Source organism: Nitrospira sp. (assembly GCA_024760545.1).
In the GTDB taxonomy this organism is placed as follows: Bacteria; Nitrospirota; Nitrospiria; order Nitrospirales; family Nitrospiraceae; genus Nitrospira_D.
Genome location: CP060501.1, coordinates 3,603,499 through 3,627,462 on the forward strand (window position 1 = coordinate 3,603,499; position 23,964 = coordinate 3,627,462).

Here is a 23,964-nt window from a genome sequence, read left to right on the forward strand (position 1 = left end):
AAGATCAGGTGTGTTGCGCTCTGAATGGCAGGCGCGTCATGGGCGAGTTGCCGGTTTGTCCTAGGGCACTCGTACCGATCGGCCGCCTCGTTGAGCAAGTTGCGCTTTCAGATCATCTACTTCGGCTTCTCGCTGAATCAATTGATCTCTTACCTCTGCCAGCTCCGCCATGCGGCGTTGCAGCTCCTCTCGGGTCTGTGTGAGTGATTCTTCACGCTCGCTGAGCTGTTTCTGGAGGGTTGTCAGCTTCGTGCCGGCAGTCTCCGCTTGAGCCTGCAGCTCAGCCAGCTTCTCGGTGTCTCCATTCCCTTGCGTGGAGGCATTCCAACTCAGAGCTGCCAAAATGATCAAGACGGCGAGAAAGACCATTCCCAACACCCAGTCGAACGATATCGCAGAGGGGGAAGAGGGAGGGAAGAGGTGCTTCATCCATTCGCCTGGTTCGAGGCTCGGTTTGGCAGGCGATTGGGCTGTCGGTTCTATGGCGGAGACCGGCATACGGGCTGCTAGGATCTTTCCCTTCAAGGCTCGTGGAGGAGGCGTAATGACAAGACCGAACGGTAACGCGACTGCAACCGATTGATATTCCTTGAATGCCGTGTGGCAGGGGGCACATCCAGAAAGAAGATGGGCTTCGAGAGTCTGCCGCTCAGCTCGCTCCAGCGCTCCCACCACGTACAAAGGAACGGCTTTTTCTAATGCTTCATGCGTCATGCCGATTCATCTTGTTGCCAATACAGTTGCAACGAATCCCGCAGTTTCAACATGCCGCGCCCGATGTGGGTCTTGACCGCATCGACCTGTTGATCGAGCCTCGTCGCAATCTCCAGGGGAGATAATCCTTCATAATATGACAACTCGATCACCTGCTGTTGCGGCTGCGGCAAGGTTGCGAATGCCTCTCGCATCAGATTCTGCAGCGCTTGGTCGGCGGGTGACTCGAACTGTCCGGCATTCCGCTCCACACTCTGTGCAGTCTGTGCCTCATCGATCGGAGCATTCTGACGGCGAACACGAGGGCCACGTGTCCGCAATCGGTCGATGGCTCGACCGCGGGTTAACATGATGAGCCAGGCAATCGGTGTCCCGCGGCCGACATCGTAGCGAACCGCCTTTTTCCAGATGTCAAGGTAGACCCCTTGAAGTACTTCCTCCGCCTCCTCACGGCTGCTAAGAATTCGTAGAGCCATGCTGTATAGGATAGGACTCGATTGATCGTAAAGCTGATGGAAGGCAAGCTGTTCGCCTTTGACGACACGAGTGATGAGTTTTGGGTCGATGGTCGATGCCGCGTGCGGAGAAGAGATGTCCATAGTAAATATGTGGCGCTCAAACTGATTCGGCAACAGGTCACAACTATAGCACCCTCCACGCACTCCACGAAGAAATCGCGCAAAGGATGCGTACTGCCTCGCTCGGTGGAAAAGGGAAATGTTATTGCTTTCCGCAGCTGGGTATAGAATTCAGTACGGAGAGCGACGAAGCATGAGGTGCTAAGAAAGGACTGATTGATTCGAATACAACTGCAGTAGTCAGATCTTGAAGAAGCGGCCTCAAGTATAAACCCCAAGGGTCGAGCGTACAGGTTCCGAAATAGATAGGACCCACACGAATGATGAGCATGATGTCACCATCTAACGTCGACAGATGCCGCTGAAGATCATCGGACTGATCGAGATGGGCATGGTGTCGAGCGATATATCCTTGGAGTGAATGCAACGACCCTCGCGTCAGAATATCGATGGTCATGAGTCTTTTCAGAATAAGTCGAAGAATGTTCCGCATAACCGGCCGATCCGCGACCCAATTCACGAATCGTAAGGCGTGGACTCTTCCCAGATGTAAGCTCCACGTCGCAGTTCGAACCCATGTGGAATCTCTCTGTGTACGCGAGATCTTGGGGAGATGATGAGGAACTGCGATTCGTGTCCCATGACGGAGCAGCGTCTTTACTCGACCGACGACCTGTCGGAGATCGATTTCCTCGAAGGGACCGGTATTCGCGTCTCCCCGCAGAAACAGCCTATGGCCTTGGATTTGGTGAATGCGATGACAGACGAACCACCGGCCATGCCGGTATACGACGACGTCGCCGACCTGAAGATCATCGGCATCCTGCAATCTGAGCTCGTCACCTTTCCGGAGCGTAGGAGTCATGCTCTCGGAATTCACGATAGGCGTCAGGATTTTCTGAAGGACCAGTCCATGCGTAGTGTCCGGTAATCCGTCGGTCGAGAAGAGAGCCGATTCGGCAGATGGGTTGAGAAGTCGAACGATCATAGTCGGGGCTCCGCCGATGCTGCGGTGAGTCGCTGAAGCACCCGTCCACTGAGGAGGAGTCCGGCTTCAGTCAAGTGATACACGCGCAACACTCTTGCCTTCCACGGCATGCGTAGTCCATCCGAACCGTACCGGTAGGAAAGAAATGCAGTTGAAGGATAGAGGCGTTGCATGAGCCAGCCCAATTTGTTTCTGCCGGGCTGCGTGAGGAACAAAAGAAGATGGCCGACTTCCGGAAGCGGCTCGGTGGTCACCAGCTTTCGGAGCAACCAAGCCAGCCTCTGTTGCTTTCTATTCTCCGGGGATAGTGCCAGGAGCACGCTATCAGGAATTACGATCGAGGAAAAGAGCTTTCGCACATAGGAGAGGCCGTGCAAGAGGGGCATCTCCAGTCTGGCGTGCTTGGTTCGTGCAATCACCGCAGACCAATTAGGCGATTCCTTCACGATGAGCAGTTTCATGTCCTGAGCAAAGGCTGCAGACAAGTGTCCCCGGTGGATGACGGCGTAGGCTGTCAAATAGATCAACAGGTCCGCGGTATCGAGGCAGGAGATGGTTGTGTGACCGAATGTTCGTACGCGTGCTCGTGTCCATAGATCACCCAGCTCTCGATCGTCGAGGTACCAGAAGGAGGTGATCAGATCCAGCGAAAGACCTTGTTCAGAAGACGCGTACGAAGGATTGCCGTCGATCTGTTGCGTGAAGCCGAGATTGCCGAGCAGGCGGTCGATGGCCGGCAAATCCGATTCATGGACCAACAGATCTACATCCGCAATAGGCCGCGAACCTCGCACTCCGTAAAGCCGGGAGATGACATCCGCGCCCTTTAGGGCGATAAACGCGATCCCTTGCTGTCGAAATTGCTGTGCGATCAATGCGAACGCATTCAGCATCAGCCGGTTTTGGCTGCTCACCCGAGCGTAGGCATCAACCAGGTCGTCGAGGGTCGAGGAGGGCATGGGTGCGGTGCTCCAGTTCAGCCCATTCTTTGAAGTGCGGAAGACAGGTACTCATATCGCCGGTTTCGAGCCACGCATCACTGCGTCCCTGACGGCAGTATGAACGGACTTCACAGGTCGGACATTCATATCGCGCGGTTGGGCGGGCTTCATCAACGGTGCGTTTGAGTGTTTCCCAGCCTTCCTGCACCGTGCCGGTTCTAAGATCGTACCGGGGAATGGGAAACGCCGTGCACAGGTTCATCTCCCCGTAGGGTGTGATCGCAAAGCGCGTCTGGCCGCAGGCGCATTCGATGAACCGGGATGTACAGCACGCGCCGTCTTCCAGCGGCGCGGATCCCCAGCCTGCAAGCATCCGCTGATCGATGGCCATTTTCCTAGAGGGTGGTAACCGGTATTCCAATGGACTCAGGCCGCCGGTCACCGTGGAGGTTATGTCGAGGGAATACTGAAACTTTCGGCCAAGATTTTCCACCAGGCGGCGACATGCTTCCACTTCGTGATCATTGAGGCTAGTCACGGGCATGCGGACGACGACCGGGAGATCCGCCTTGGCCAGCATCGTCAGCCCGTGAAGAAATGCGGTGTAGGAACCCGAGATGCCGGTCATTCGCTCGTATGTCGCTGCCGTGGCGCCGTAGATGGAGACACAAACTTGTTCAACGCCGCATTCTTGCAGGACAGAAACCAAGGCGGCGTTGACTCGTGTGGCATTCGTGAGCAGGCGTATCAACAGCCCCTTGCTGCGAGCATGTAGCAGGATCGTATGGATATCCGGTCGAACGACCGGCTCCCCCCCGGTGAACGTCACGGTTAGGACGCCAAACGCGGCCAGTTCGTCGAGGAGGCGTAGGACTTCCGAAGTGACGAGTTCTCGAGGCAACGCGCGGTGGGTCGGATTGAAACAATGGACACAGCGGAGATTGCAGCCATACGTGAGCTCGAACGTCACTCCGTCGGGATGCCGCGTGTGGCGTGCTTGAAGCGAGACGGTCGAGAGAAACGTGTCTGCGTTGAGCTGCTTCATAGCGGTACTGTCGCGCTTACAGGGGGTTGCTGTTGAACGAGGTCAACCAGATCGGATTGTTTAAGAAAGGCCAGGCTTCGACATGGCACTGATGAGACGACTGAAATCAGAAAGTCTAGAGATCTCTCAATACGATCGCGATCCCAGTGAGGCAGAAAGGATTGTTGCAGCAGCCGAGAGACGGCGATTGAGGCAGGCATCCGGGCGATACGGTGGCGGTCCTGCGCATGGCTGATGACGTACAGAGCGGTCAGAGGGGCCGATGAGTTGGCCGCATACTCACCGGAGCCGACCCAAGGGGAGCCGTAGATGCTGACGCTGCCTTTTTCAAATCGGAGGACGACGCGTTCGTCGCTGAGCACGTGGGCTTGGCGATCTGCAAACATTCGGGCAATGGTGGATTTACCGGTTCCTGAAGATCCGGTAAAGATAAACCCTTCCTGCTGAGAAACCAGGCCGGCTGCATGGAGGAGGATTCCGCCTTCCCGCGCAAGGCGTGCGAGAAAGCACACCTCGATGACCGGATTGAACAGGTACATTGGGCACCACCCGACCTGTCCTCCTAAATATTCCGGGAGTATCCACGCATGAATCCGCCGATAGTCGTCCAGGATCACGGCACGGACTCGTGGCTGACGTGTGGAGGTATGCAGGCTTTCGATGGCTAATCCGGCATCGGTATCGAACAATTTCCAGAGTCCTGATCCGGCGTCATACCGAAGTCGTGGAGAGTCAAAGTCGGGTAAGGGGGAGACGACCGAGACGTCGACATGGATATCCGCAGGAGCGCCGGGCGGAGCGACAAATGATTCGAAAGGGCGCAGTGGCCAGGCCAAAGTCGGATAGTCCCCGGCCTCGCTCATCCTGATGATGAAACCGCCGATAGAGATCGAAATATCCATCGCCGGCTATGAGGCTCGGACACCGGAATCGTGGCAGGTCTGACCCATATAGACCACCGGGATGGTCGATCGTTTGCATCCTGTGGCGCTTGCATTTGGGTAATTCATGCAGCCGGCCGGTGGTCGGCAGCCGTTCGTTCCTCCGGCGCTGACCGAAGAGGTTAGAATGCTGCATGACGACAAGATTGCCTGTTCATGATCGAGTGCCACTTCGAATAGCTGTGGAGGTTCGTAAGGTTTCTTGTTGCTCATACCGATCCCTTTCTTGCAGGAGCCTCACGGATTGGAATTCCCGTTCCCGCGTCCTAAGTATTGACTGAACTGGGCGGCGACGCCGGCCTCCGTTCGCCACTGCCGCGCTCTGTCTGCCCACTGCGTAACGGATGCAGCAAGGCATGGTGTCCGGCCGTCTGTGCTCTTGCATAGGCAATATCGCATGCATAAGGGATCGGCGCATCCGGGCTGCCAGTTTCCCATCGGGCATGTGTCGGCTGCTTGTCGCAAAAGTGATGTACCGCACAGGACCTGCACGGCGTATCACGCTGATAGCGCAGTCCTCGTACTTCGGAAAAGACTCGGTCAACGGCTTCTCGCAGGGAAAACTGTCTGAGCGAAAGGCGAGTTTCGTACTGGAACGTGCAGGTACTGAGCTCGCCCCAGGCATTGATATGGACGGTATTGGTGCCGCAGCCGCAACGAAAAAGCCGGTCGTGATCTGGCCCGCCGAGTGGAGCCCAATCACAAGGCTGGCTATCTTCGGCGCCGAGTTCGCTTCGACCGATCGCTCGCAGGTCTTCGGGCGAGATTCTGTAAGCGAGCGAAGAGCAATCGCCATTAAGCCTCGGAGAAAGCGAGGTGGTGTATCCGAACGGCTGGCCGAGTGACTCCGTGAACGTCTGAAGATTGTGCAGCTCATCCTTGTTCCAGTTCATCAGCTTGGTCTTGAGCGTGAAGGGCAGATTGCTCTCCCGGAGCAACGCGACGCCGCGCATGAATGCTTGATAGGAGCCCGGGACCTGCGTAAACCAGTCGAAGCGTGCCTCATTCAGCGTATGACAAGAGACATCGATGGTGAAGGGGGGCATGGCTTCCAAACGCTGGATCATTGCACGAGTAAACAGAGTCCCGTTGGTGTAAAGCTGGAGCAGGAATCCTTTCCTGTGCGCGTGCTCATAGATCTCAAAAAACCGCGGATGCATAAAGATGTCGCCACCGGAGAGGTTCAGCCAGATGACGCCGAGGTCTCGCAAATCTTCCACGAGACGGTAGAGTTCGTCGAGAGTCAGTTCTCGCGAAAAAAACTGAGGGTCATTGTAGGGATCGGTATAGCAGTGACGGCAACGAAGATTGCAACGATAGGTGAGTTCGAGCTGGGCTTTCACCACCTGATGGTGTTGTGTAGACCAGTCGTGGACTTTCCGGCTGAAGGTGCCATACGGGACCGTCGGTATGGCTCGTGCCTTACCCACGGTGCGTCATCAGTTGGAGCAATGTCGAGAATTCCGGCTTCTTGTGTTCACAAGCGAACGTCGGCAAGGCCTCAAAAAAACCTTCTCTGAATGATCCGTTCCGCAGGTCGTAGCTTTGGCGACGATTGCCTGAGCAGAGTTGCATGCCACCATATGCATCGATGTGAAATCTCTGCATTCCGCTTGTGCAGGGGGGAAGGTCGGCTTGGGATCGCCGGCAGGCTTCTTCCCACAACAGAGGATCCTTCCGGGTCAGCTCCTGCAACTCTTTTTCGGACAGTGCATACTGGAAAGGACCGGCCCCTCCGTCCAGTTCGGACCGCAGATCCTGACCGAGCTTGAATTGGACGGAGCCTAGCGAACCCGCATACTGCTTGATCGATAGGATTTCATGTTGGTTCAGCGACAGTGCGGTGGTCTTGAGCGTCAACGGGATGTGGCGGTCGAGCAGTAAGCGGATGGCCCTGAGGCAGCGGTGATACGAACCTTGGTGTTGAGTAACCCGTTCAAAGGTCTGGGGAGTAGACCCATGAAGGCTGACCTCAATACGGTGAGGCGGCAGGGCTGCAAATTGATCGGCTTCAGAGTCCGTGATCAGTGTCCCGTTTGTAAAGACCGTGACTAGGAATCCACGCCGAACGGCCTGTTCGTAGATCAAGAAGAAATCAGGTCTGCTGAGGGGTTCGCCGCCGGTCAGACACAATTCCAATGTGCCGGCTTCGGCCATTTCGTCCAGAATGCGCAACATCTCGGCTGTCGAGAGCTCTCGGCGGATAAACTCCGGATGATTGAGGCAATCCGTATAGCACATGGTGCAACGGAGGTTGCAGCGACAGGTAATCTCCCATTGGCAGGAAAGCGGGAATCGTTCGGGCAAGGACCGAATCTTATCCAGTGGGACCATCGGTGACAGTCACCTCGTGAATGGCATGAATCGAAAGCAGGTCGGTCAGCAAAGTCTGCAAATCCTGATGCAGCTGTTCCGCGGTGACGTCATATTCCTCAACAAACTCGTCGGCGATCGTTTGAAGGGATCGGGTTCCGTCGATCCGCCTCCAAAGGGCGGCTCCCGTTTCGTTCAGGACGTAGATGCTGTTCGATTCGGTGAGGTTCCTGCGTATGGGAACGAGAATGCATTCGCCGGCAACATCTCGCTGCACATAGTCGGAATTGTGTGTGTAGATGGCGGCGGGGTTCATAGGCCCGGAGAATAGCAAATCCCATGTGCCCTCGCCAGGGATATTTCGCCGTCCGCCTCCCGTAGTCGTTAGGCGATCACGGCGAATCCTTCCTTCCAGTTGAGTTCAAGTATCGTTGCACCGGCTTCGGCAAGCTCGGACCGGAGTTCTGTCTCGTCCAGAAACGCGTGCATGAAGTGACTATGCGAGCAGAAATCGCCCAGCTGATAATCCTGATTCGATCCGGGCAGTTTCAGCAGCCATCGGTTGACGGCTTCGATCAGGCGGTGCGACTTCGTCTGCCATTCGTGGGACAGCAGGAAGCTCAATACGATTTTCCCCTCCTGTCTCAACGCAGAGCGGAATACACGAATGCATTCCTGGCGTTGCCGCCTGGCCGGGATGGCGCTGTACATGACGCTGGATAGAAGCAGATAGTCTGCCTGTCCTTTGCCGATCGGGAGTCGCCGAAAGTCTCCCTGGAGAAAAACAACGGGAAGACGTATTTCGGATGCGCGCGCGGCAGCAATATGCAACCCGTCATAATTATTGTCCAGTCCGATCACCCGATGGCCCCTCTCGGCTAAGGCGATGGATTCACGACCCAGGCCGGCTCCCAATACGACGACGGTCCCGTTTGAAGCCATATGTTTCGCGGCCACGGTTTCTTCCCAGTTGTCGAGAGTCCATTTGTATCGGTCCGCGTGAAAGTTTTGTTCAAGCCCTTCATAACTCCTGCGGTAATAGGTGCGAGTCAGCGCAATGAGCTCGTCGGGAGGAAGGAGGACGGGAAGCACTCCATAGAGGAAAAACTGGATCTGAGAGAGTAGAGAGCCTGTTCGTTCAACGAAGCGAGTCAGCAATATGATGGCGGTGACGCGCAGGCGCACGGGTTATGGTCCCGTTCTCGAAAGGTATGAGGCGAGGATAGCTGCGGCTTCATTCGCCCCGGTCGAAGGCGGAGGTGTGACGGGGACTGGGAGACCAAGGACCTTTTGGAGCGCCGGAAGCCACCGGCCCTGCAGAAAATCGCTCACTGAGAGTTCTACACCCTTCCCATATCGGTGCAGATAGTCGACCAGTGGCTGTTCGTCGGCAAAGTTGTACCGCCGCACGTAGACCAGTGGAGTTTGCAATGCTACAGCTTCCACTAAGGTTCCGTAGCCCGGTTTGGTCAGGATGATATCAACCGAGGCCATCAGCGTTTTGAACGAAAGCGGGAGGGTTTTGATCGACAGGAATCGCATGCTTTCCGATGGCACCGGTCCGTCGAAGAGGAATCGGTAGCCTGTCAGTGGCTCCAATGTCCGAAAAGGGAGCGAACTGAGCGGAATGCCCCCGAATCCGATGAGCACGGTACGCTCCCCTGGGACCAGTGCCAGAAGCTTGGCGAGTTGTTCACGATCAGCCGCAGCCGGTTCGATGATCGGCTGGATATCGATCGTTCGCCGGAACAACTCCATTTTAGGCGAAGGGGCAAGTCGGAGCGCAAGATCGGCGTGGACATAGGCCTGTTGAATCGACTGGATGAGTGCCCGGCCATCGATCGATGGGGGGGCCTGATACTCGGACAGGATCAGATCCCAGGTAAAGCTGACGAGCGCGATGGAAGGAATGGCCGCCGCTTTTGCCGCTGCCAGTGCCAGGTATGGAGTGTCGGCCAGGACAATATCCGGATCGGCAGCCTGCATGGCGGCGACCTCAGCCTGAAGGCGCTCGTTCCAGGTACTGTGGAATCGGTGATGTTCACGCCAGGTTGCTTCGACGTCGATCGTCATGGGGCCGTTTTGAATGCAGCCGATATCCTGCTGGACGGCACTGGTCTCCCATGGAATCGTGAGTCGATCCTTGAAAAACAACGAGGGGACGGTGGTGCGGAGGAACACTCGGAGATTGGGAACGAGACGGCCCAATGCATTGAGGACCGGCACAACTTGGGCGGCGTGGCCGAACCCATGACCTGAAATAGCGGCCCAGATTAGCGGCATAGGCAGGAATGCGTGACAACCCCGGGTGACAAACGCTACAGGGAATAGCTACTCAACTACTGGAGTGGTCTGATTCCATCGGGGCGATGTTGTACAGCAACTCAAGATCGAACTCTTCGATCAAGTCGTTGAATGCGCCGGCTCCCATATCGGAGCGAACCTCGGCCATGACGAGGTCGATCGCCGGAGCGGCATGTTGTCCGTATTGGGTCACGGCCGATTCAATTCGCTTTCTGGCATCGTCGAGGTTCATGAGTGACTCCTGTGTCGCGTAAGCGGGTTCATGCAAGGGTCTGCAGCAAATGTTGCATTTCCGGCACCAGATCCTTGCCGCCGTTGGATCGTCCCGAGAGGGCGGCCTCGATGCCGGCGGCGAGGATCGGCTTGGCATCAGCGTTCCTGCCCAATCCGATCAATGCACGGCCCAGCGCCAGATGGGAGGCGACATGGGTCGGGTCCAGTTGCGTGGCAACCGTAAGATGCTCCACAGCTTCCTCGACACTGCCGCCTTCCTGGAGGATCTTGTTCCCCAGTCCGTAACGACCGAGAAATCCTTTGGGATTCTTGGCGACCATGAGGCGAAAAGCGTCAATGTCCATGAAGCGTCTCTCCGTTGGTAGAGGAGAGGCACTATAGCATTGAAGGAGCCGGATGGGCCAGATGGAGGTTTGACTTAGACCCGATGAGCCTTGCTCACGGGGCCGGTACTGCGGTGACCGGGACGATGGAACGAGTTGGGGTCACGGTTGTCGGTTTTCGGGCTTTGACGGTCACCGTGCGGATGCCGGGGGCCGGCGACGTAGCGCTGCTGGCCAAGTAGAGATTGGTGTCGTGAACGAGTTGTCCCGTCAGGTTGGCGAGGCACGCGTCCGTCACATGCCCCTTCAGTTCGTCGATCATGACCGGCGTGGCGCCGAACAGTTTGTAATGGACCGTGCCCGATGAGCGGGCTTCATAGCGCTTCAATTGGCCGTCCCAACGCTCGAGCTCGAGGCCGACCTTGACGGCATAATCATATTCCAAATCGAAGAAGGGTGAGAGGAGAAACATGGAACCTCCGATGAGGATACCTTTCAGCGCGGACAGGCCGGAATGGGGATCGATGGTCTCGTCCACCGTAATACGGGCCGACACGATTTTTTCACCGAGCGAATCGGATGTTCCGCCCATGGGAATCAAGGTCGAAAACAGACGGGTTTCCTGAACGCTGTTCAAGATCCGCCGTTCGACGTCGGCGGAAGAGTATTGCGGCGAGTCGTTTCTCGAAAGGTGAAAGGAATCCATCACGAGCGGAACTCGTTCTTGGGTGGGCAGCGAGTGGGTGAGGGCTGCCTGTGGATCTGCTGCCGTAGGTTTTACATCGATCCATCGGGTGCATCCGGTCGCGGCGCACATCACGAATCCGGCGAGACCGAAGACCGACCAGCGAAAGGCATCCGTTGTCATGATCGCTGTCTCCTTAGAAATAGAATGAAAACCCCCCGAAGGGCAGGCTCGCGTTCAGTCCAAGATTGGGGAATGCCGTCCCAGCGTTGGAAATATGGTGGAAGCGGTAGCCGGCATTGAAGGCGATTTGCGACGTGAGAAACCATGACACGCCCACTCCACCTGTGAGCACGAAGTTGAATTGATTGGCTTGTTCGTGAATGCGACCGCCGAGATCCGTCCAGAACGGCCCGCCGGCGAATTCTGCATACGGCCGGACACGGCCCAAGGCGACGAACGTGTACTTGATTCTCGGCGTGAATCCGACCCCGTGTGTTAACAGAGGTTCTCGGAACTCAAGGTAGACCATCTCTGCACCGAGCGAGACCTGCCCCCGGTACCAGCCGTCGCCGATGGGATCGGTGATCGTCATCATCCACGTGGGCATCAACGCAGGTCCATGTTGTTTGGTGGTGTGAAGGTGAGTCAGTCGGTGAGAGAACATATACCCGGCGGTGAGCCCGACTTCTTGCGTGCCGACCGTGATCGTCGGCGAAACGTCGCCGGCCTGTACAGAAGGCGCCGCCATGATGATGCCGAGCGCCAAGGCGATGATCGTGCGAGTGAGCATAGACATCCTTGTGTCAGTCAATCCTCTGTCGGCTCATGTGAGGTGAAACTTGATCAATGGGCGACTAGGTGTGACGCTTTAAAGGTAGCAGAGGTTTGAATTCTGTCCAGAAAGTCGGACGCTTCGTGCCCCGTTCGAAAATGAAAGAATGCTGGACGGCGAACAGAAAATGGTCAGGAAGAAATGGAGAGCCCGCGCAGAGTCGGTTTATTCAGAATGGCGCAGTTTGGAGAGATGTGCGGAATCAGTGTGGAGTTCAGGAAGGGTGTATCGTTCGTCAAGGGACACGACACGCTCAAGACAGCGTACGGCGGAAAGGGAATCGCGTCGGGTCTCATACACCGCTGCGAGCAGGCGGAGGACGGCGGCTTCGGCCGGTTCGTTGCCGAGTTTGATGTAATGCTCTGAGGCATTGTTCAAGCAGCGTTCTGCCCTGAGCAGGTCTTCCTGGTCGAGGTAGCATTTCCCAAGTTGGCTATAAGTCACCGCGAGTCCTTCTTCATTGCCGACTGTCCGATGATGGTCGAGGGCTTGTTTAAACGAAGCAACGGCCTGATCCCACTGGCCGTCACGGGCCTCCTGTAGCGCCAGGTTGTTGTAGAGGATACCGAGTCCGCGGCTGTCCTGTAGCTGGCGCAAGAGATCCATGGCCTCCAAATAGTAGGGCCGGGCTTTTTCCGGATGATCGGAAGCGATCTGGAGGTTACCCAGGTTGACCAGGGTATGAGCAACGGCCGTAAGGTTGCGCTCAATTCGTTGAATGTGGAGGACATCCCGATAGCACTGTTCTGCGCGTGGAAAATCGTTCATCAATGCGCAGGTATTGCCGAGGTTGCCAAGTGAATCCGAGAGCGCTTGCTGATCGCCGGCGGTTCGATCATCGGCCACTGCCGCTTCCCAGGCAGCGCGAGCCTGAACCAGATCGCCGCGATGAAGAAAGATTCGCGCCCGATGTTTATGGTTGTCCGACATATCAGGCCTCTTGAGAGGGTGAGGAAAGTTTGCTACGGTGCGGCACACAACCATGGCGCAAACGAACTGCAAGCGATGTGGTCGGGAATATATTTATCACTGTTGCGATGGACCGGTGTGTATGCCGTGCCCCCATTGCGGCTTCGACGAATCCGATCCTGAGCCCTCCATAATCCGCGATACACATTCCCCTTCCGAGAACCGACTCAGCACGTAGGACATCGTACCCGGTACGTTTCCCCTTAGTCTCCTCCCTTCGGCGTGTCTCGCCGATACTCGGCCTGAATCTCGTCCTCTTCCACCAGTCCCAATCCAGCCTTGAACGAACCGTACAGCTCTTCGATCTGTTCAACATCTCGTTCTGTTCGCGCTTCACGAGATGCGAGATACGCTTCACACAGCTTTAAGCCCGTCTCGAAGTGATGCGCGATGGTTTCTTCGGTCACCTGCTGCCACGTAATATAAATGCAGAAAGCGTGGAATGAATAAGCGTTGGGATACTGCCGCGCAAGCGCCAACAGGCCCTCATAGGCGTCGCGCGCGGTCATGCCCGCATTGGAGGAGAAAGTGTCTTCCAGCTCAACAGCCGCATCCCAGTCCGTACCGAGCTCGGCTTCCGCTTCACAAAAGGCATCTTGGGCCGCAAGGGCAGGGTCAAATTGCATAAACTTCCTCGAATCTGTTTCTGCAGCATAAGCTGAGATAGAAAAGGAGGTCAATGATGTCAACAGGATTTCTGTCACTGATACGGAGTGAAGATCAACTCATCGAGGCGATGAACTACGAACTCTCGCTCAAATGATCGAGACGTAACCGTACGTCATAGTGGTCAATCAGATAATTCAGCAGGGCGCTGATGAGAACGATAACACCCGCCATTTCGAGGCCCTCCTCCATTGTCGAGAGCATGGAGTACTGAAAATTCTGCAAACCGTGTGATCCGCCGTAGAAGCCGCCGACAAGTTCCATCCCCATCCCGCCGCTAAGAAAAGTTGCCGCAGCAGCAAGGAATTGCTTTCGTGTTTTCGAGGGGAGACTGAAGAAGAAATTCAGATAGGAAAGGGCAAAACCTATGACAAAGGCAATGCCAAAAATGATCCACGAAAAGTAGAGCATCCTGCTGAGGCGCTCGCCGAGCAACCAATCAGCAGGTCTGTGCAGCAATTCATGGATGCCGGAGGCCTCATCAACCGCCATGTACAACAGAACGTACGAGAGAACTGCCCATTGGCGCCACCGGGAATCGCTGGATCTTCTCTTGAGTGCACTGATGACGGCAAGAAGCAAGGATGCCAAGAGCAGAAGAAATGATGAAAAGAAAGTGGGGACGTTGCCTTCGGTGTCTACGTTGAACAGGCGAATGATTCCATATGCATCATCGTATCCGAGCTCATGCTTTGCCAGCTGCCCTGCAATACTGGCAGCAAGGAGGGAAAAGGTTATCGCACTCAACACGCGAACTATCGTTTGACGATTAAACGATATCTCGCTTTGGGAAAGCATGCTATTTTGACACTGTGCGACGGCATGTATCATGATAATAGCCTAGACCGTGCAAGTTTATAAACAGCGTATATCCTCTGCTATACCTCTTTAGCCGGGGCAGTCATCAATGAACACCACACCGTCTCCCCAAGCTGCACAAGCTGATTTCCTCAATGAGGTCATTCGGTATCACGTGCAGACCAAACACCATTTCAACCGGTACGCACGGTCATTGGGGCACTTGGATTGGGCGAACCAGCCGGATCCGTTCCGGCGGTTTGAAGGAGCCCCGTTAATCCCCCTTCCATTACTCAAGCTTGACGAAGAACCGCTGTCGCCCGCGTATGAAGCAATGTATGCGCAGGGAGCCGTTCCCTGTCAGCCTGTGAATGTGCGAACTCTTTCGCGGTTCTTCGAGTTTGCGCTTGCTTTGTCCGCTTGGAAGATAGCGGGAGAGTCAAAATGGGCGCTGCGGAGTAATCCATCTTCCGGCAACCTGCATCCGACGGAAGGCTATGTGGTCTTACCGCAAATCGATGGACTCGATCTGACGTCAGGCCTCTATCACTATGCCCCGAAAGAACACGGGCTGGAGTTTAGAGCGGAATGGCGGGCTGACATCGTGGAACGTCTGCTGGCGTCTTTCCCTAAAAGCGCCTTTCTGTTTGGATTGACCTCGGTTCACTGGCGAGAGGCATGGAAATATGGCGAGCGGGCGTTTCGCTACTGCAATCATGATGTAGGCCATGCGATCGGCACGGCCCGGATTGCGGCGGCGACTCTTGGCTGGAACATGGTGCTGTTGGACGGTCTGGATCAAGCCACCGTAGCCATGCTGCTCGGGACAGATCGCCAGGAGGATTTTGAGAAGGCTGAAGCAGAACATCCCGATTGTCTGGCGGTGGTCTGGCCACCTGAAAACGTGAAGCGTGAAGCGTCGTTCGTGAAGCGCGAGCATTTGGAGATGCCGTTGTTTCTTGATGTGGCAATTGTGAAGGACCTAGCGGGTGCAACTTGGCATGGGAAAGCCAATACGTTGAGCCGGGAGCACGGCGTCCATTGGGACATTATCGATGAGGCGGCCGAGGCTTCGTGGAAAAGGCAGAGTGAGAAACCGATCATTACTCTCCCGGTGACCCTCATCCCACCAATCGACACGATTCATGCTTCACACCCCAAGAACGATGTGGGTATCACGGCGGGGCAGATCATTCGTCAGCGACGAAGCGCCGTGGCCTTTGACGGGAAAACGTCGATTTCCGCCGCAACCTTCCTTCACATGATGCAGCGGGTCATGCCGCGGGCTGAACGTCCGCAGCTGGAGCGGCCGATGCCGTGGGATGCCTGGCCTCATGACCCTGCCATTCACCTCGTGATATTCATCCATCGTGTCGATGGACTTCCACCAGGACTCTATTTCCTCGTGCGCGATACCAAGAAACTGTCGTTCATTCAGCAAACGATGAATCCCGAACTGATCTGGACCGTCGCACCGAAATGTCCCGCGGACTTGCCGCTCTATTGGTTGCTGGAAGGCGATGCGAAAAAGCTGGCCGCGCAAGTGAGTTGTCATCAGGACATCGCCGGCGACAGCGCGTTTTCCTTTGGAATGCTGGCCGAGCTCGAGGGATCATTGCGGGCGCGAGGCGCCTGGTGGTATCCGCGGATGTTTTGGGAGTCGGGATTGCTTGGACAGGTGCTGTATTTGGAGGCCGAAGCCGCGGGAGTTCGGGCCACGGGAATCGGCTGTTTCTTCGATGACCCGGTCCACGAAGTGGTCGGCATTCAAAATTTGGCGCTGCAGTCGCTCTACCACTTCACGATTGGTGGACCAGTAGAAGACCGACGGTTACAGAGCTTGCCGCCGTATGGACACGTGAAGCGTATCGAGTGAGGCGTATTTCGCAAGATACGAAATAGGAGCGACGAGATACGAGGGACGATCCGAGAAATGTTCAAGATCAAAAAGAAAGCCGAAAAGCCGAAACGCGCGGTGCTCTATAACATCGTCGAAGACTATTCCGAGTTCGACGCACCGGGGAATGTGACCGTCTGTGCTATGACCGAGGCGGAGAATATATCGGTTCATGCGAAGATCCTCGCGGAAAGCTATGACGTGCCGCTTGAGACGATGACGACCTTGCTGACAGAAGGCGGAGTCTACGTGTACCCGGGGGAGGGCGGCATTCTCACACGCGGGTTGTTTGCCTGCTGGATTGATCCTTCCGGGCAAGCGCCGAAGCAAACGTGGACGTTAGACCTTATGCAATTCGCCGAGGCAGAGCGATCGGTTCGAACCGGTGTGGTTCCGCTGCTTGATGCGGCGCTAGAGGTCTTTCGGAAGACGTTGCCGGGCGAGCTGAAAGCCAAGCTGGAGCAGAAGAATTTGGGGCTGGATTACCGGACATTGGATCGCGCTGTCGCCAAAGGCGGCGGCATCAAATATATCGATTTCCGGAAGGACTGGTCACCGCATTTCAAGCGGCTTTGTATCATGCCGGACGGACGGCTGGTCGAGACCGGGGGCATACAGGAGTTTGCCGCGCTTCACGGCATCATGCTGGCTCAGGCGAAGACGTTGATCGAACAAGGCGGTACGCTCGAAGTGAACGGTGAGGTGCTGGCCTGTCAGATTGTGAACGGTCAGCCGGCTGTCGCGCGGTTTAGCGCGAGGAACTATGCGAGGGCAAAGGAATTGGTCGCGTCGAAGGGACTGCACTTGCTGGATGCGCTGAGTGAGGTAGGATACGGCGATCCAGCCATGATGCGCGGTCTTGCACGGAAGGAACTGACAGGTCAACGATAGCTCGGAGTCGAGTGTGTCCGCGTGAACCCGATTCAACCGACGGCGAGTTCTTCGTTCACCGCTTCAACCAGTTTGTTGATGTCGAACGGTTTTTCGAAGGTGCGGCGGGCGCCGAAGAGTTTCGCGACATCCAAGAAGTTGTGATCACCTTGCGCCCCCGTGATGGCAATCACTTTGGCGTCGAGATACTCTCGAGTGAGCTGAAGAGTTGCTTCAAGGCCGTCCGTCTCCGGCATCAATAAGTCCATGATCACGAGATCGACGGCTTCTTGCTGATAGAGGGTGAGCCCTTTTTGGCCATCTTCTGCCTCAAATACACGATGACCCGCCTTCACCAGGACTTCTTTGAGCAGCCCCCGGATGGATGGTTCGTCGTCGATGACCAGGATATTTGCCATAAGATACTCTAAGGACTTTCGCTGGATCTTACCTGGGGATTCCTGACGCTGTCTAGAAATAAAAGGATATTTGAGATACGTGCAAAGGGGGTAAATGCGATGGGGCCAATCAGCCTCATGAATCATGGCCGCTGCCCTGTAGGTTGATATCGGTTTCACTGATCGACAATCGAATGATGTTTCATCTGACGGTAAACCGAATAAGATGTAACCCAAGAAAAAGAAAGAATTTTTGGTTGACCGACTTTCTGATTTTTGTTACAAGCGTGAAGCCTCAGTCTTTCATCACAATGTATTTTCTTGCACATTGATTTCGACCTGTGCTGTCCAGTAGGGAGGTCTCAGTGAATAGTGCCGATCAGTCGACATGGGCATGGACCCGCCGAGCATTTCTTCATGTATCTCTGGTAGGAACTCTCTTGCTGAGTGGGCGGCTGGTTGGTCCCCAGCCTGCGCAGGCTCGGGAACTGCCTGAGGGAAAGCTCACCTTGGTCAACGCATGGACAAATGAGAGGTTGGATGTGACCTACCGTGACGAAGCGGGCGCCTATGATCTTGCGGCGCTTGACGATGTGAATCATATCCTGCGCTGTCATTACACCGGCGAAGTCGCGGCCATGGATGTGCGCGTGCTCGAGCACGTGAATTTGGTGCAGAAGAAACTCGGCGGTCAGCGAGAGATCCATGTCATTTCAGGCTTTCGGTCTCCCGAGTACAACGCCATGTTGGTTCGAACCGGCCGGCGTGCCGCTCGAAACAGTCTGCATATGCAGGGGCAGGCGATCGATCTTCTGATCCCTGGAGTCCGTCCGAAGCAGCTTCGCCAAGCAGCGCTCGAATTGCAGTACGGCGGAGTCGGCTATTATAAGCGTTCTAGTTACGTGCATTTGGATTCCGGTCCATTCCGGCATTGGTAATTTCCAGCCGCATCCCTTCAAGAGACATTTCACATCCCTGGTAGCGGACGTTGTTAGGTTCTGGAATCGGATGATGCCGAGTCCCGGCAGTGATTTGCTATGACTGTCGCTTCAACAACAGGATGGACAGAGGGGGGAGTGTGACGGTCAATGAGTACGGAAAACCATGACTCGGGGTTGCGGCCGCCTGCACACCGCCGTCGTTTCCGATATTGCTGCCGCCATAGGCGACGCCGTTTGTGTTGAGCAGTTCCCGATACCAACCGGGTTCAGGAACTCCGATGCGATAGCCGTGACGAGGGACCGGTGTGAAGTTGCATAGGCAAACGATGGCCGCTTCCGTGCTTTTTGCCTTTCGGAGGTAGGCGATGACGGAATTGTCGGCGTCGCTGAAGTCGATCCACTGAAATCCGTTCCAGTCAAAGTCGACTTCGTGCAGCGCCGGTTCTTCGCGATAGATCCGGTTCAAGTCGCGAATCAAACGTTGCAGCCCGCGATGCGGATCATAGTTACAGAGATGCCAATCCAAACTCGTATCATGATTCCATTCGTGCCACTGGCCGAACTCTCCGCCCATAAACAGCATTTTCTTGCCGGGATGGGTATACATATATCCATAGAGCAGCCGAAGATTCGCAAAACGCTGCCAGGCATCGCCGGGCATTTTGTCGAGCAACGTGCGCTTGCCGTGGACCACTTCGTCATGAGAGAGGGCAAGGATGAAATTCTCACTGAAGGCGTAGAGAAGGCCGAAGGTGATTTGGTTCTGATGGAACCGCCGGTAAATCGGGTCGTGCTGAAAAAATGTCAACATGTCGTGCATCCACCCCATGTTCCATTTGAAGGTAAACCCGAGCCCTCCCGTATAGGTTGGTCGAGACACACCGGGCCACGCCGTGGATTCTTCCGCGATGGTGACGGCTCCTGGAAAATCCCGGTGGATCAGGACATTGAGTTCTTTCAAGAGTGAGACGGCCCCGAGGTTCTCCTTGCCGCCGAACTCATTCGGAATCCATTCGTCTGCCTTTCGGCCGTAGTCGAGATAGAGCATTGACGCCACGGCGTCTACGCGCAACCCATCGATGTGATACTTGTCCAGCCAGAAGAGCGCGCTGTTTAAGAGGAAGGTGCGGACCTCGACTCGGTCGTAATTGAAAATACGGCTGTGCCAATCGGGGTGGTAGCCGAGACGCGGATCGGCATGGTCGTAGAGATGCGTGCCGTCGAACAGTGCCAATCCATGCGCATCGTCCGGAAAGTGCGCCGGCGCCCAGTCCATGATCACACCGAGGCCGGCTTGATGAGCGGCATCCACGAATGCCATAAATCCCTCAGGATCACCGTACCGGCTGGTGGCGGCAAAGTAACCGGTCGCTTGGTAGCCCCATGATCCATCGAACGGGTGTTCCGTCACCGGCATGAGCTCAAGGTGCGTGTATCCGAGATCCTGCGCATAAGGGATCAGCCTGTCCGCGAGCTCTCGATAGGTCAACCACCGATTGTTCTCCTCGGGAACGCGCATCCAAGACCCCAAATGAACCTCGTAGATTGAGAGGGGAGATGTCAGCGCATCCCATTTCGACCGAGCAGCCATCCACGCGTCGTCGTGCCAGGTGTAGGTGGACAGATCGTGAACGATCGAGGCAGTGCGCGGACGGAGTTCACCGGCGAAGGCATACGGATCGGCTTTCAGTAACAGCATGTCGTGCTGCCGCGACCGGATTTCATACTTGTAGATGGTGCCCTCCGGCAGATCAGGAATGAAGAGCTCCCAGAGACCGGTGGCGCCGCGACCCATCATGGGGTGGCGGAGGCCATCCCATCCATTGAAGTCGCCGACGATGCTCACACGGACGGCATTGGGAGCCCACACGACAAAGTGAACTCCGCGGACCCCGCCGACAGTGCGGATATGAGCGCCGAGACTTTCATAGGCCTTATACAGCGTTCCGTTGGCGAACAGGTGCAGTTCGAAATCCGTCAAGAGGGGGGAAAAGGCATAGGGATCGTGAATTTCAGTCGCGGTACCGTCGTGGAGAGTGATTCGTAGCCGGTAGGACGGCACTTGGGTTTCCCCCGCAAGAAGCGCCTCAAACAGGCCGGCTTCATGGAGACGAGTCATGCGCCACAGAGCGGAGTCCGATACCACCTCGACCTCCTTCACGTCCGGGAGCCAGGCGCGGATGATGACACAAGGGCGGCCGTCGATCGTTACGGCATGCGGACCGAGGATGTTGCGGGGATTCCAGTGCGTGCCCGCAAGGAGGAGATCGAGATCGTCTTGTTGAAAGGTCATTGGAAGCGGCATGGCTCTATCCTAATGGCTGCGTGTTCGATTAGGAAGGAGAAAATGTTCTCGGCGGTGTCGGCTGAACGACCGGAAAGACGACTCTCATTGCATTATCGCGGATGCCCCCCGATAATGCGCTGATTTTAGTCGGTCACGAGGAGTTGAATGTCATCTCTCACTGTAGCTCTTCTCATCTTCAGCGTCTGCTACCTGCTGATCGTCACGGAGCGGATCCACAAGACGATTGTGGCGCTGTCCGGCGCGGCGTTGATGATCGTGTTCGGCGTCGTGTCGCAAGAGGAGGCGTTTTATTCCCATGAATTCGGTGTCGATTATAATGTCGTTTTTCTGCTGATCGGCATGATGGTGATCGTCAATATTGTACGGGAGTCGGGTCTCTTCGAAGTCTTGGCCATTTGGGCGGCGCAGCGCGCGGACGCAAAACCGTTTCGCTTACTGGTCCTGCTGGCTCTGTTGACGGCCGGGCAATCGGCCATGCTCGATAACGTCACCACCGTCCTGCTTATGGCGCCGGTTACGTTGGCGATTACAAAACGGTTGGAGCTCAATCCGATCCCATTCCTGTTAACCGAAGCCCTCGCCTCCAATATTGGCGGAACGGCGACGCTCGTCGGCGATCCACCCAATATCATGATCGCCAGCAAAGCGGAGCTCAGCTATCTGGATTTTTTGCTGGCCATGGGGCCGATTGCGATTCTTATCATGGCGGTCTTCGTGGGTGCGTTGTGGCTCATCTTTGGACGATCGATGACGGTCGAGCCCCGTCTGCGGGAAGCCATTCTCTCGCTGAGCTCACGAGAAGCCGTGCCGGATCGCGCCTTCTTGAACCGCTGTCTATTCTTGCTGGTGGTCGTCAACGTCGGATTTTGCGTTCACTCGCTCATTCATCTGGAGCCGGCCACGATCGCGCTCCTGGGTGCGAGTTCATTTATGTTGATCGGTCATGCCCGGCGGAAGGCGGATGATGCCGAAGAGTTGACGTATCTGGCGGAAGTGGAGTGGAAAACCATCTTTTTTTTCATCGGATTGTTTATTCTGGTCGGCGGACTAGTCAAAGTGGGTGTCATCCGGTATCTGGCCGATCAACTGGTGGCGGTGACGAGGGGCAACCTCACCGGGTCCACGATGGCAGTCCTGTGGGGGTCGGCGATACTCTCCGCCGTTGTGGACAATATCCCCTATGTCGCCGCCATGAATCCGCTCATCGTCGATCTCGCCAGGTCATTGCACCCCGAGATCTCCGATTACGCGACCTTGGTCCATCAACCGGATATCATTCCACTCTGGTGGGCCCTGGCCTTGGGGGCTTGTTTGGGAGGAAACGGGACCATCATCGGCGCGAGTGCCAACGTCGTGATTGTGGACATCGCACGCAAGGCCGGCTATCGGATTACCTTCTGGCAGTTCTTCAAGTTCGGATTTCCCGTCATGGTCGGATCGGTCGCGCTGAGCGCGCTCTACCTCTGGCTTGTGTTTCTGCGCTAAGGTAATTTACTGCTTGCCATTAGCCTTCAGGTTAAGTGATCCGTCACTCATCACTCGAACGAACAGCGCGTTCACGTCGGCGAATACGCCGATACCTTGCACCGACTGGACCGTCCCCTGCAGGGAGAGCGTCTGACTGATTGAACGATTCAGTGCCATTCGAAGCAGGCCTTGCATGCGTTCGATTGCCGGAGACACGCCGAGTAAGGTTTCAGCCGTGACGAGATCTCTGAACGAGTAGGCAAGCCAATCGGGGCCTTCCTTTGTGAGCAACTGTTCGGAATCGCGGTCCAAGCGGAGGCCACCGATTTGGATAGACTGTGTCAAGATGTTCATTTCAGGCTTTCCCACGAAATACAAGTGGCCGGTCGCATCTCCCTCAAACACTATCCGCAGGACCACTTGGTTGCCACCACGGCCCAAAATGGCCGCATCAGAGATCTGAACGAATTCCCCTTTCATGGCGACACGTTTTCCCTTCAACCGCGCTGCAAGTGATTTGGACAGCGAGGGATAGTCCAGCGGGATGTCAGCGACGACGTGGAATCCAGTGGGAGTGAGGCGATTCGCAAGCGTTGTGGGAAGTGTGCCATACAACTGGGCATCGGCGGCACCGTGGAATCCGGTAGAAGTGGGTGGAGTGTCGAGTGGAGGAAGGGCTGCACCTCCAGAAGGTGGTTCCGGGCCGAAGACGATGACCGGTTTCGCGGTGATGTGGATGGTGTCATCGACAATGGGGCCGGTCCCCGAAAAGCCACTATGTCCGACTTTGTCGATATTGAACTGGAGCCAGGCATTCGGTTCTAACTGGATGGGGTGGTGCAGTGTATTCCACACATCTTCCACGTGAGATTTGACTGTCAGCGCATTGATGCGGGTGACCGCTCGGCTAAGTCCTCCTCGAACGATGTCTGCCAGCCTCTGTTTCACTTCCTGAGTCACGTCAAGATCGGCGACTCGAATCTGGCATGGATCACTGGTGTTCACTGTCACGCTGGCGACCGATGCGGATAGACCATAGGTCGGAGTCAGCTCAGTCGCAATACTCCCATGCAGTGTGGCCCTTCGTGGCCATTCACTGCCATCGCCACAGTACAGCGAATTCGCTCCAATTTTATATCGAATGGCGGTGCCGACAAATATGTGGGAGCTGGAGAGTTCGATCCCTTTCCACCAATCACGGAGAACTATGCCCGAAGGTGTGCCGTTGGCTTGCTGAGCGCCCGAAGGTGCCATCGTAAAATCATCTCGCTCCGCATAGTATTTGAATTCAGTGCCCTTGGGATGCTTGATGACGCTCGTCCAATGGTCGAATTTCTTCGGGATCACGCCGTCATCGTTGGCAGCAGTGAGAAACGGTGACAGGTCGACATGGACAGGAACGCTGATACTGGATTCTGTCGACGGAGAGAGGGGGTTCGGGATTGCCGGCAGTAGCGTCGGCGCCGGTGGACGAACGACATACTGCTTGGCGAGACAACCCGTTAACGGCAGCAACAAGGATAAGACGACGAGAGCCTTGCCTATGGGTCTGGAAAACATCTGCTTTCCCCCTTTAGATAGTTGCTGATAGTGAGGTGCGTGGCTTCAACCCGCCTCAAGCCTATGAAAAGTGAGTCTAGGTGATGAAGAGACGGGGGCTAGGATACCAGAAACACGCTATTGTTTGTCAGGTCCAAAATAGCGGTCACAGAATTCGAGTTCTATAAATACCAGAGCTACTTGGCCGTG

Annotated in this window: 26 protein-coding genes; 4 read left to right on the forward strand and 22 right to left on the reverse strand. The window is 55.9% G+C overall.

Going from position 1 to position 23,964, the window contains the following annotated elements:
- Positions 1–60: 60 nt before the first annotated feature.
- From H8K03_17075 to H8K03_17165, 19 genes are all read right to left on the reverse strand, one after another.
- Positions 61–714, reverse strand: coding sequence for a hypothetical protein (locus H8K03_17075; protein ID UVT19485.1), 654 nt, complete (start codon positions 712–714; stop codon positions 61–63).
- Positions 711–1,313, reverse strand: a complete 603-nt coding sequence (locus tag H8K03_17080; GenBank protein UVT19486.1) for a sigma-70 family RNA polymerase sigma factor — start codon at positions 1,311–1,313, stop codon at positions 711–713. Before H8K03_17080 ends, H8K03_17075 begins: the two co-directional genes overlap by 4 nt.
- Before the next feature lie 121 nt (positions 1,314–1,434).
- Entirely contained in the window at positions 1,435–2,280 is an 846-nt protein-coding gene (locus tag H8K03_17085; protein ID UVT19487.1) for a S24/S26 family peptidase, read from the reverse strand.
- A complete protein-coding gene (locus H8K03_17090) occupies positions 2,277–3,239 on the reverse strand; it encodes a nucleotidyltransferase family protein (protein ID UVT19488.1) in 963 nt (320 codons plus the stop codon). Before H8K03_17090 ends, H8K03_17085 begins: the two co-directional genes overlap by 4 nt.
- On the reverse strand, positions 3,208–4,266 hold the full coding sequence (locus H8K03_17095) for a radical SAM protein (protein ID UVT19489.1): 1,059 nt from the start codon (positions 4,264–4,266) through the stop codon (positions 3,208–3,210). The genes H8K03_17090 and H8K03_17095 overlap by 32 nt, the downstream gene beginning before the upstream one ends.
- Positions 4,263–5,168 (reverse strand): hypothetical protein, encoded by a 906-nt coding sequence (locus tag H8K03_17100; GenBank protein ID UVT19490.1) that lies wholly within the window; start codon positions 5,166–5,168, stop codon positions 4,263–4,265. Before H8K03_17100 ends, H8K03_17095 begins: the two co-directional genes overlap by 4 nt.
- A 6-nt stretch (positions 5,169–5,174) precedes the next feature.
- The gene (locus tag H8K03_17105; protein UVT19491.1) at positions 5,175–5,420 is read right to left on the reverse strand and encodes a hypothetical protein; all 246 of its coding nucleotides are present in this window, start codon (positions 5,418–5,420) and stop codon (positions 5,175–5,177) included.
- A gap of 53 nt (positions 5,421–5,473) precedes the next feature.
- A complete protein-coding gene (locus tag H8K03_17110; protein UVT19492.1) occupies positions 5,474–6,637 on the reverse strand; it encodes a radical SAM protein in 1,164 nt (387 codons plus the stop codon).
- Complete coding sequence (locus tag H8K03_17115; protein UVT19493.1) at positions 6,630–7,541, reverse strand: radical SAM protein; 912 nt, start codon at positions 7,539–7,541, stop codon at positions 6,630–6,632. The genes H8K03_17110 and H8K03_17115 overlap by 8 nt, the downstream gene beginning before the upstream one ends.
- A complete protein-coding gene (locus H8K03_17120; GenBank protein ID UVT19494.1) occupies positions 7,525–7,836 on the reverse strand; it encodes a PqqD family protein in 312 nt (103 codons plus the stop codon). Before H8K03_17120 ends, H8K03_17115 begins: the two co-directional genes overlap by 17 nt.
- 68 nt (positions 7,837–7,904) lie before the next feature.
- A complete protein-coding gene (locus H8K03_17125; protein UVT19495.1) occupies positions 7,905–8,705 on the reverse strand; it encodes a class I SAM-dependent methyltransferase in 801 nt (266 codons plus the stop codon).
- Positions 8,706–8,708: 3 nt separating this feature from the next.
- Positions 8,709–9,803: a hypothetical protein gene (locus H8K03_17130; protein ID UVT19496.1), complete on the reverse strand. Its 1,095-nt coding sequence runs from the start codon at positions 9,801–9,803 to the stop codon at positions 8,709–8,711.
- 52 nt (positions 9,804–9,855) lie between these two features.
- Complete coding sequence (locus H8K03_17135; protein UVT19497.1) at positions 9,856–10,056, reverse strand: hypothetical protein; 201 nt, start codon at positions 10,054–10,056, stop codon at positions 9,856–9,858.
- Positions 10,057–10,084: 28 nt separating this feature from the next.
- Complete coding sequence (locus tag H8K03_17140; protein ID UVT19498.1) at positions 10,085–10,402, reverse strand: tetratricopeptide repeat protein; 318 nt, start codon at positions 10,400–10,402, stop codon at positions 10,085–10,087.
- Positions 10,403–10,496: 94 nt separating this feature from the next.
- A complete protein-coding gene (locus H8K03_17145; protein ID UVT19499.1) occupies positions 10,497–11,249 on the reverse strand; it encodes a hypothetical protein in 753 nt (250 codons plus the stop codon).
- 13 nt (positions 11,250–11,262) lie between these two features.
- Positions 11,263–11,859, reverse strand: coding sequence for an acyloxyacyl hydrolase (locus H8K03_17150; protein ID UVT19500.1), 597 nt, complete (start codon positions 11,857–11,859; stop codon positions 11,263–11,265).
- A 207-nt stretch (positions 11,860–12,066) separates the two neighbouring features.
- Positions 12,067–12,831: a tetratricopeptide repeat protein gene (locus H8K03_17155; GenBank protein ID UVT19501.1), complete on the reverse strand. Its 765-nt coding sequence runs from the start codon at positions 12,829–12,831 to the stop codon at positions 12,067–12,069.
- 242 nt (positions 12,832–13,073) lie between these two features.
- Positions 13,074–13,574, reverse strand: coding sequence for a hypothetical protein (locus H8K03_17160; GenBank protein ID UVT19502.1), 501 nt, complete (start codon positions 13,572–13,574; stop codon positions 13,074–13,076).
- A 37-nt stretch (positions 13,575–13,611) separates the two neighbouring features.
- Positions 13,612–14,367, reverse strand: coding sequence for a multidrug transporter (locus tag H8K03_17165; GenBank protein ID UVT19503.1), 756 nt, complete (start codon positions 14,365–14,367; stop codon positions 13,612–13,614).
- A gap of 76 nt (positions 14,368–14,443) precedes the next feature.
- Here H8K03_17165 and H8K03_17170 point away from each other — a divergent pair, with 76 nt between their 5' ends.
- A complete protein-coding gene (locus tag H8K03_17170; protein UVT19504.1) occupies positions 14,444–16,210 on the forward strand; it encodes a SagB/ThcOx family dehydrogenase in 1,767 nt (588 codons plus the stop codon).
- Between the two features lie 57 nt (positions 16,211–16,267).
- Positions 16,268–17,122: a hypothetical protein gene (locus tag H8K03_17175; GenBank protein UVT19505.1), complete on the forward strand. Its 855-nt coding sequence runs from the start codon at positions 16,268–16,270 to the stop codon at positions 17,120–17,122.
- A 32-nt stretch (positions 17,123–17,154) separates the two neighbouring features.
- Here the strand turns inward: H8K03_17175 and H8K03_17180 are convergent, their stop codons facing one another.
- Entirely contained in the window at positions 17,155–17,520 is a 366-nt protein-coding gene (locus H8K03_17180; protein UVT19506.1) for a response regulator, read from the reverse strand.
- Positions 17,521–17,864: 344 nt separating this feature from the next.
- Here H8K03_17180 and H8K03_17185 point away from each other — a divergent pair, with 344 nt between their 5' ends.
- Positions 17,865–18,437: a DUF882 domain-containing protein gene (locus H8K03_17185; protein ID UVT19507.1), complete on the forward strand. Its 573-nt coding sequence runs from the start codon at positions 17,865–17,867 to the stop codon at positions 18,435–18,437.
- A gap of 97 nt (positions 18,438–18,534) precedes the next feature.
- Here H8K03_17185 and glgB read toward each other — a convergent pair whose 3' ends face one another.
- Positions 18,535–20,733 (reverse strand): 1,4-alpha-glucan branching protein GlgB, encoded by a 2,199-nt coding sequence (gene glgB / locus H8K03_17190; GenBank protein ID UVT22528.1) that lies wholly within the window; start codon positions 20,731–20,733, stop codon positions 18,535–18,537.
- Between the two features lie 159 nt (positions 20,734–20,892).
- Between glgB and H8K03_17195 the strand changes: the two genes are divergently transcribed.
- A complete protein-coding gene (locus H8K03_17195; protein ID UVT19508.1) occupies positions 20,893–22,233 on the forward strand; it encodes an ArsB/NhaD family transporter in 1,341 nt (446 codons plus the stop codon).
- Positions 22,234–22,239: 6 nt separating this feature from the next.
- Here the strand turns inward: H8K03_17195 and H8K03_17200 are convergent, their stop codons facing one another.
- Positions 22,240–23,775 carry a DUF4403 family protein gene (locus tag H8K03_17200; GenBank protein ID UVT19509.1) on the reverse strand — a complete coding sequence of 512 codons (1,536 nt, stop codon included), beginning with the start codon at positions 23,773–23,775 and terminating at the stop codon, positions 22,240–22,242.
- Positions 23,776–23,964: the final 189 nt, after the last annotated feature.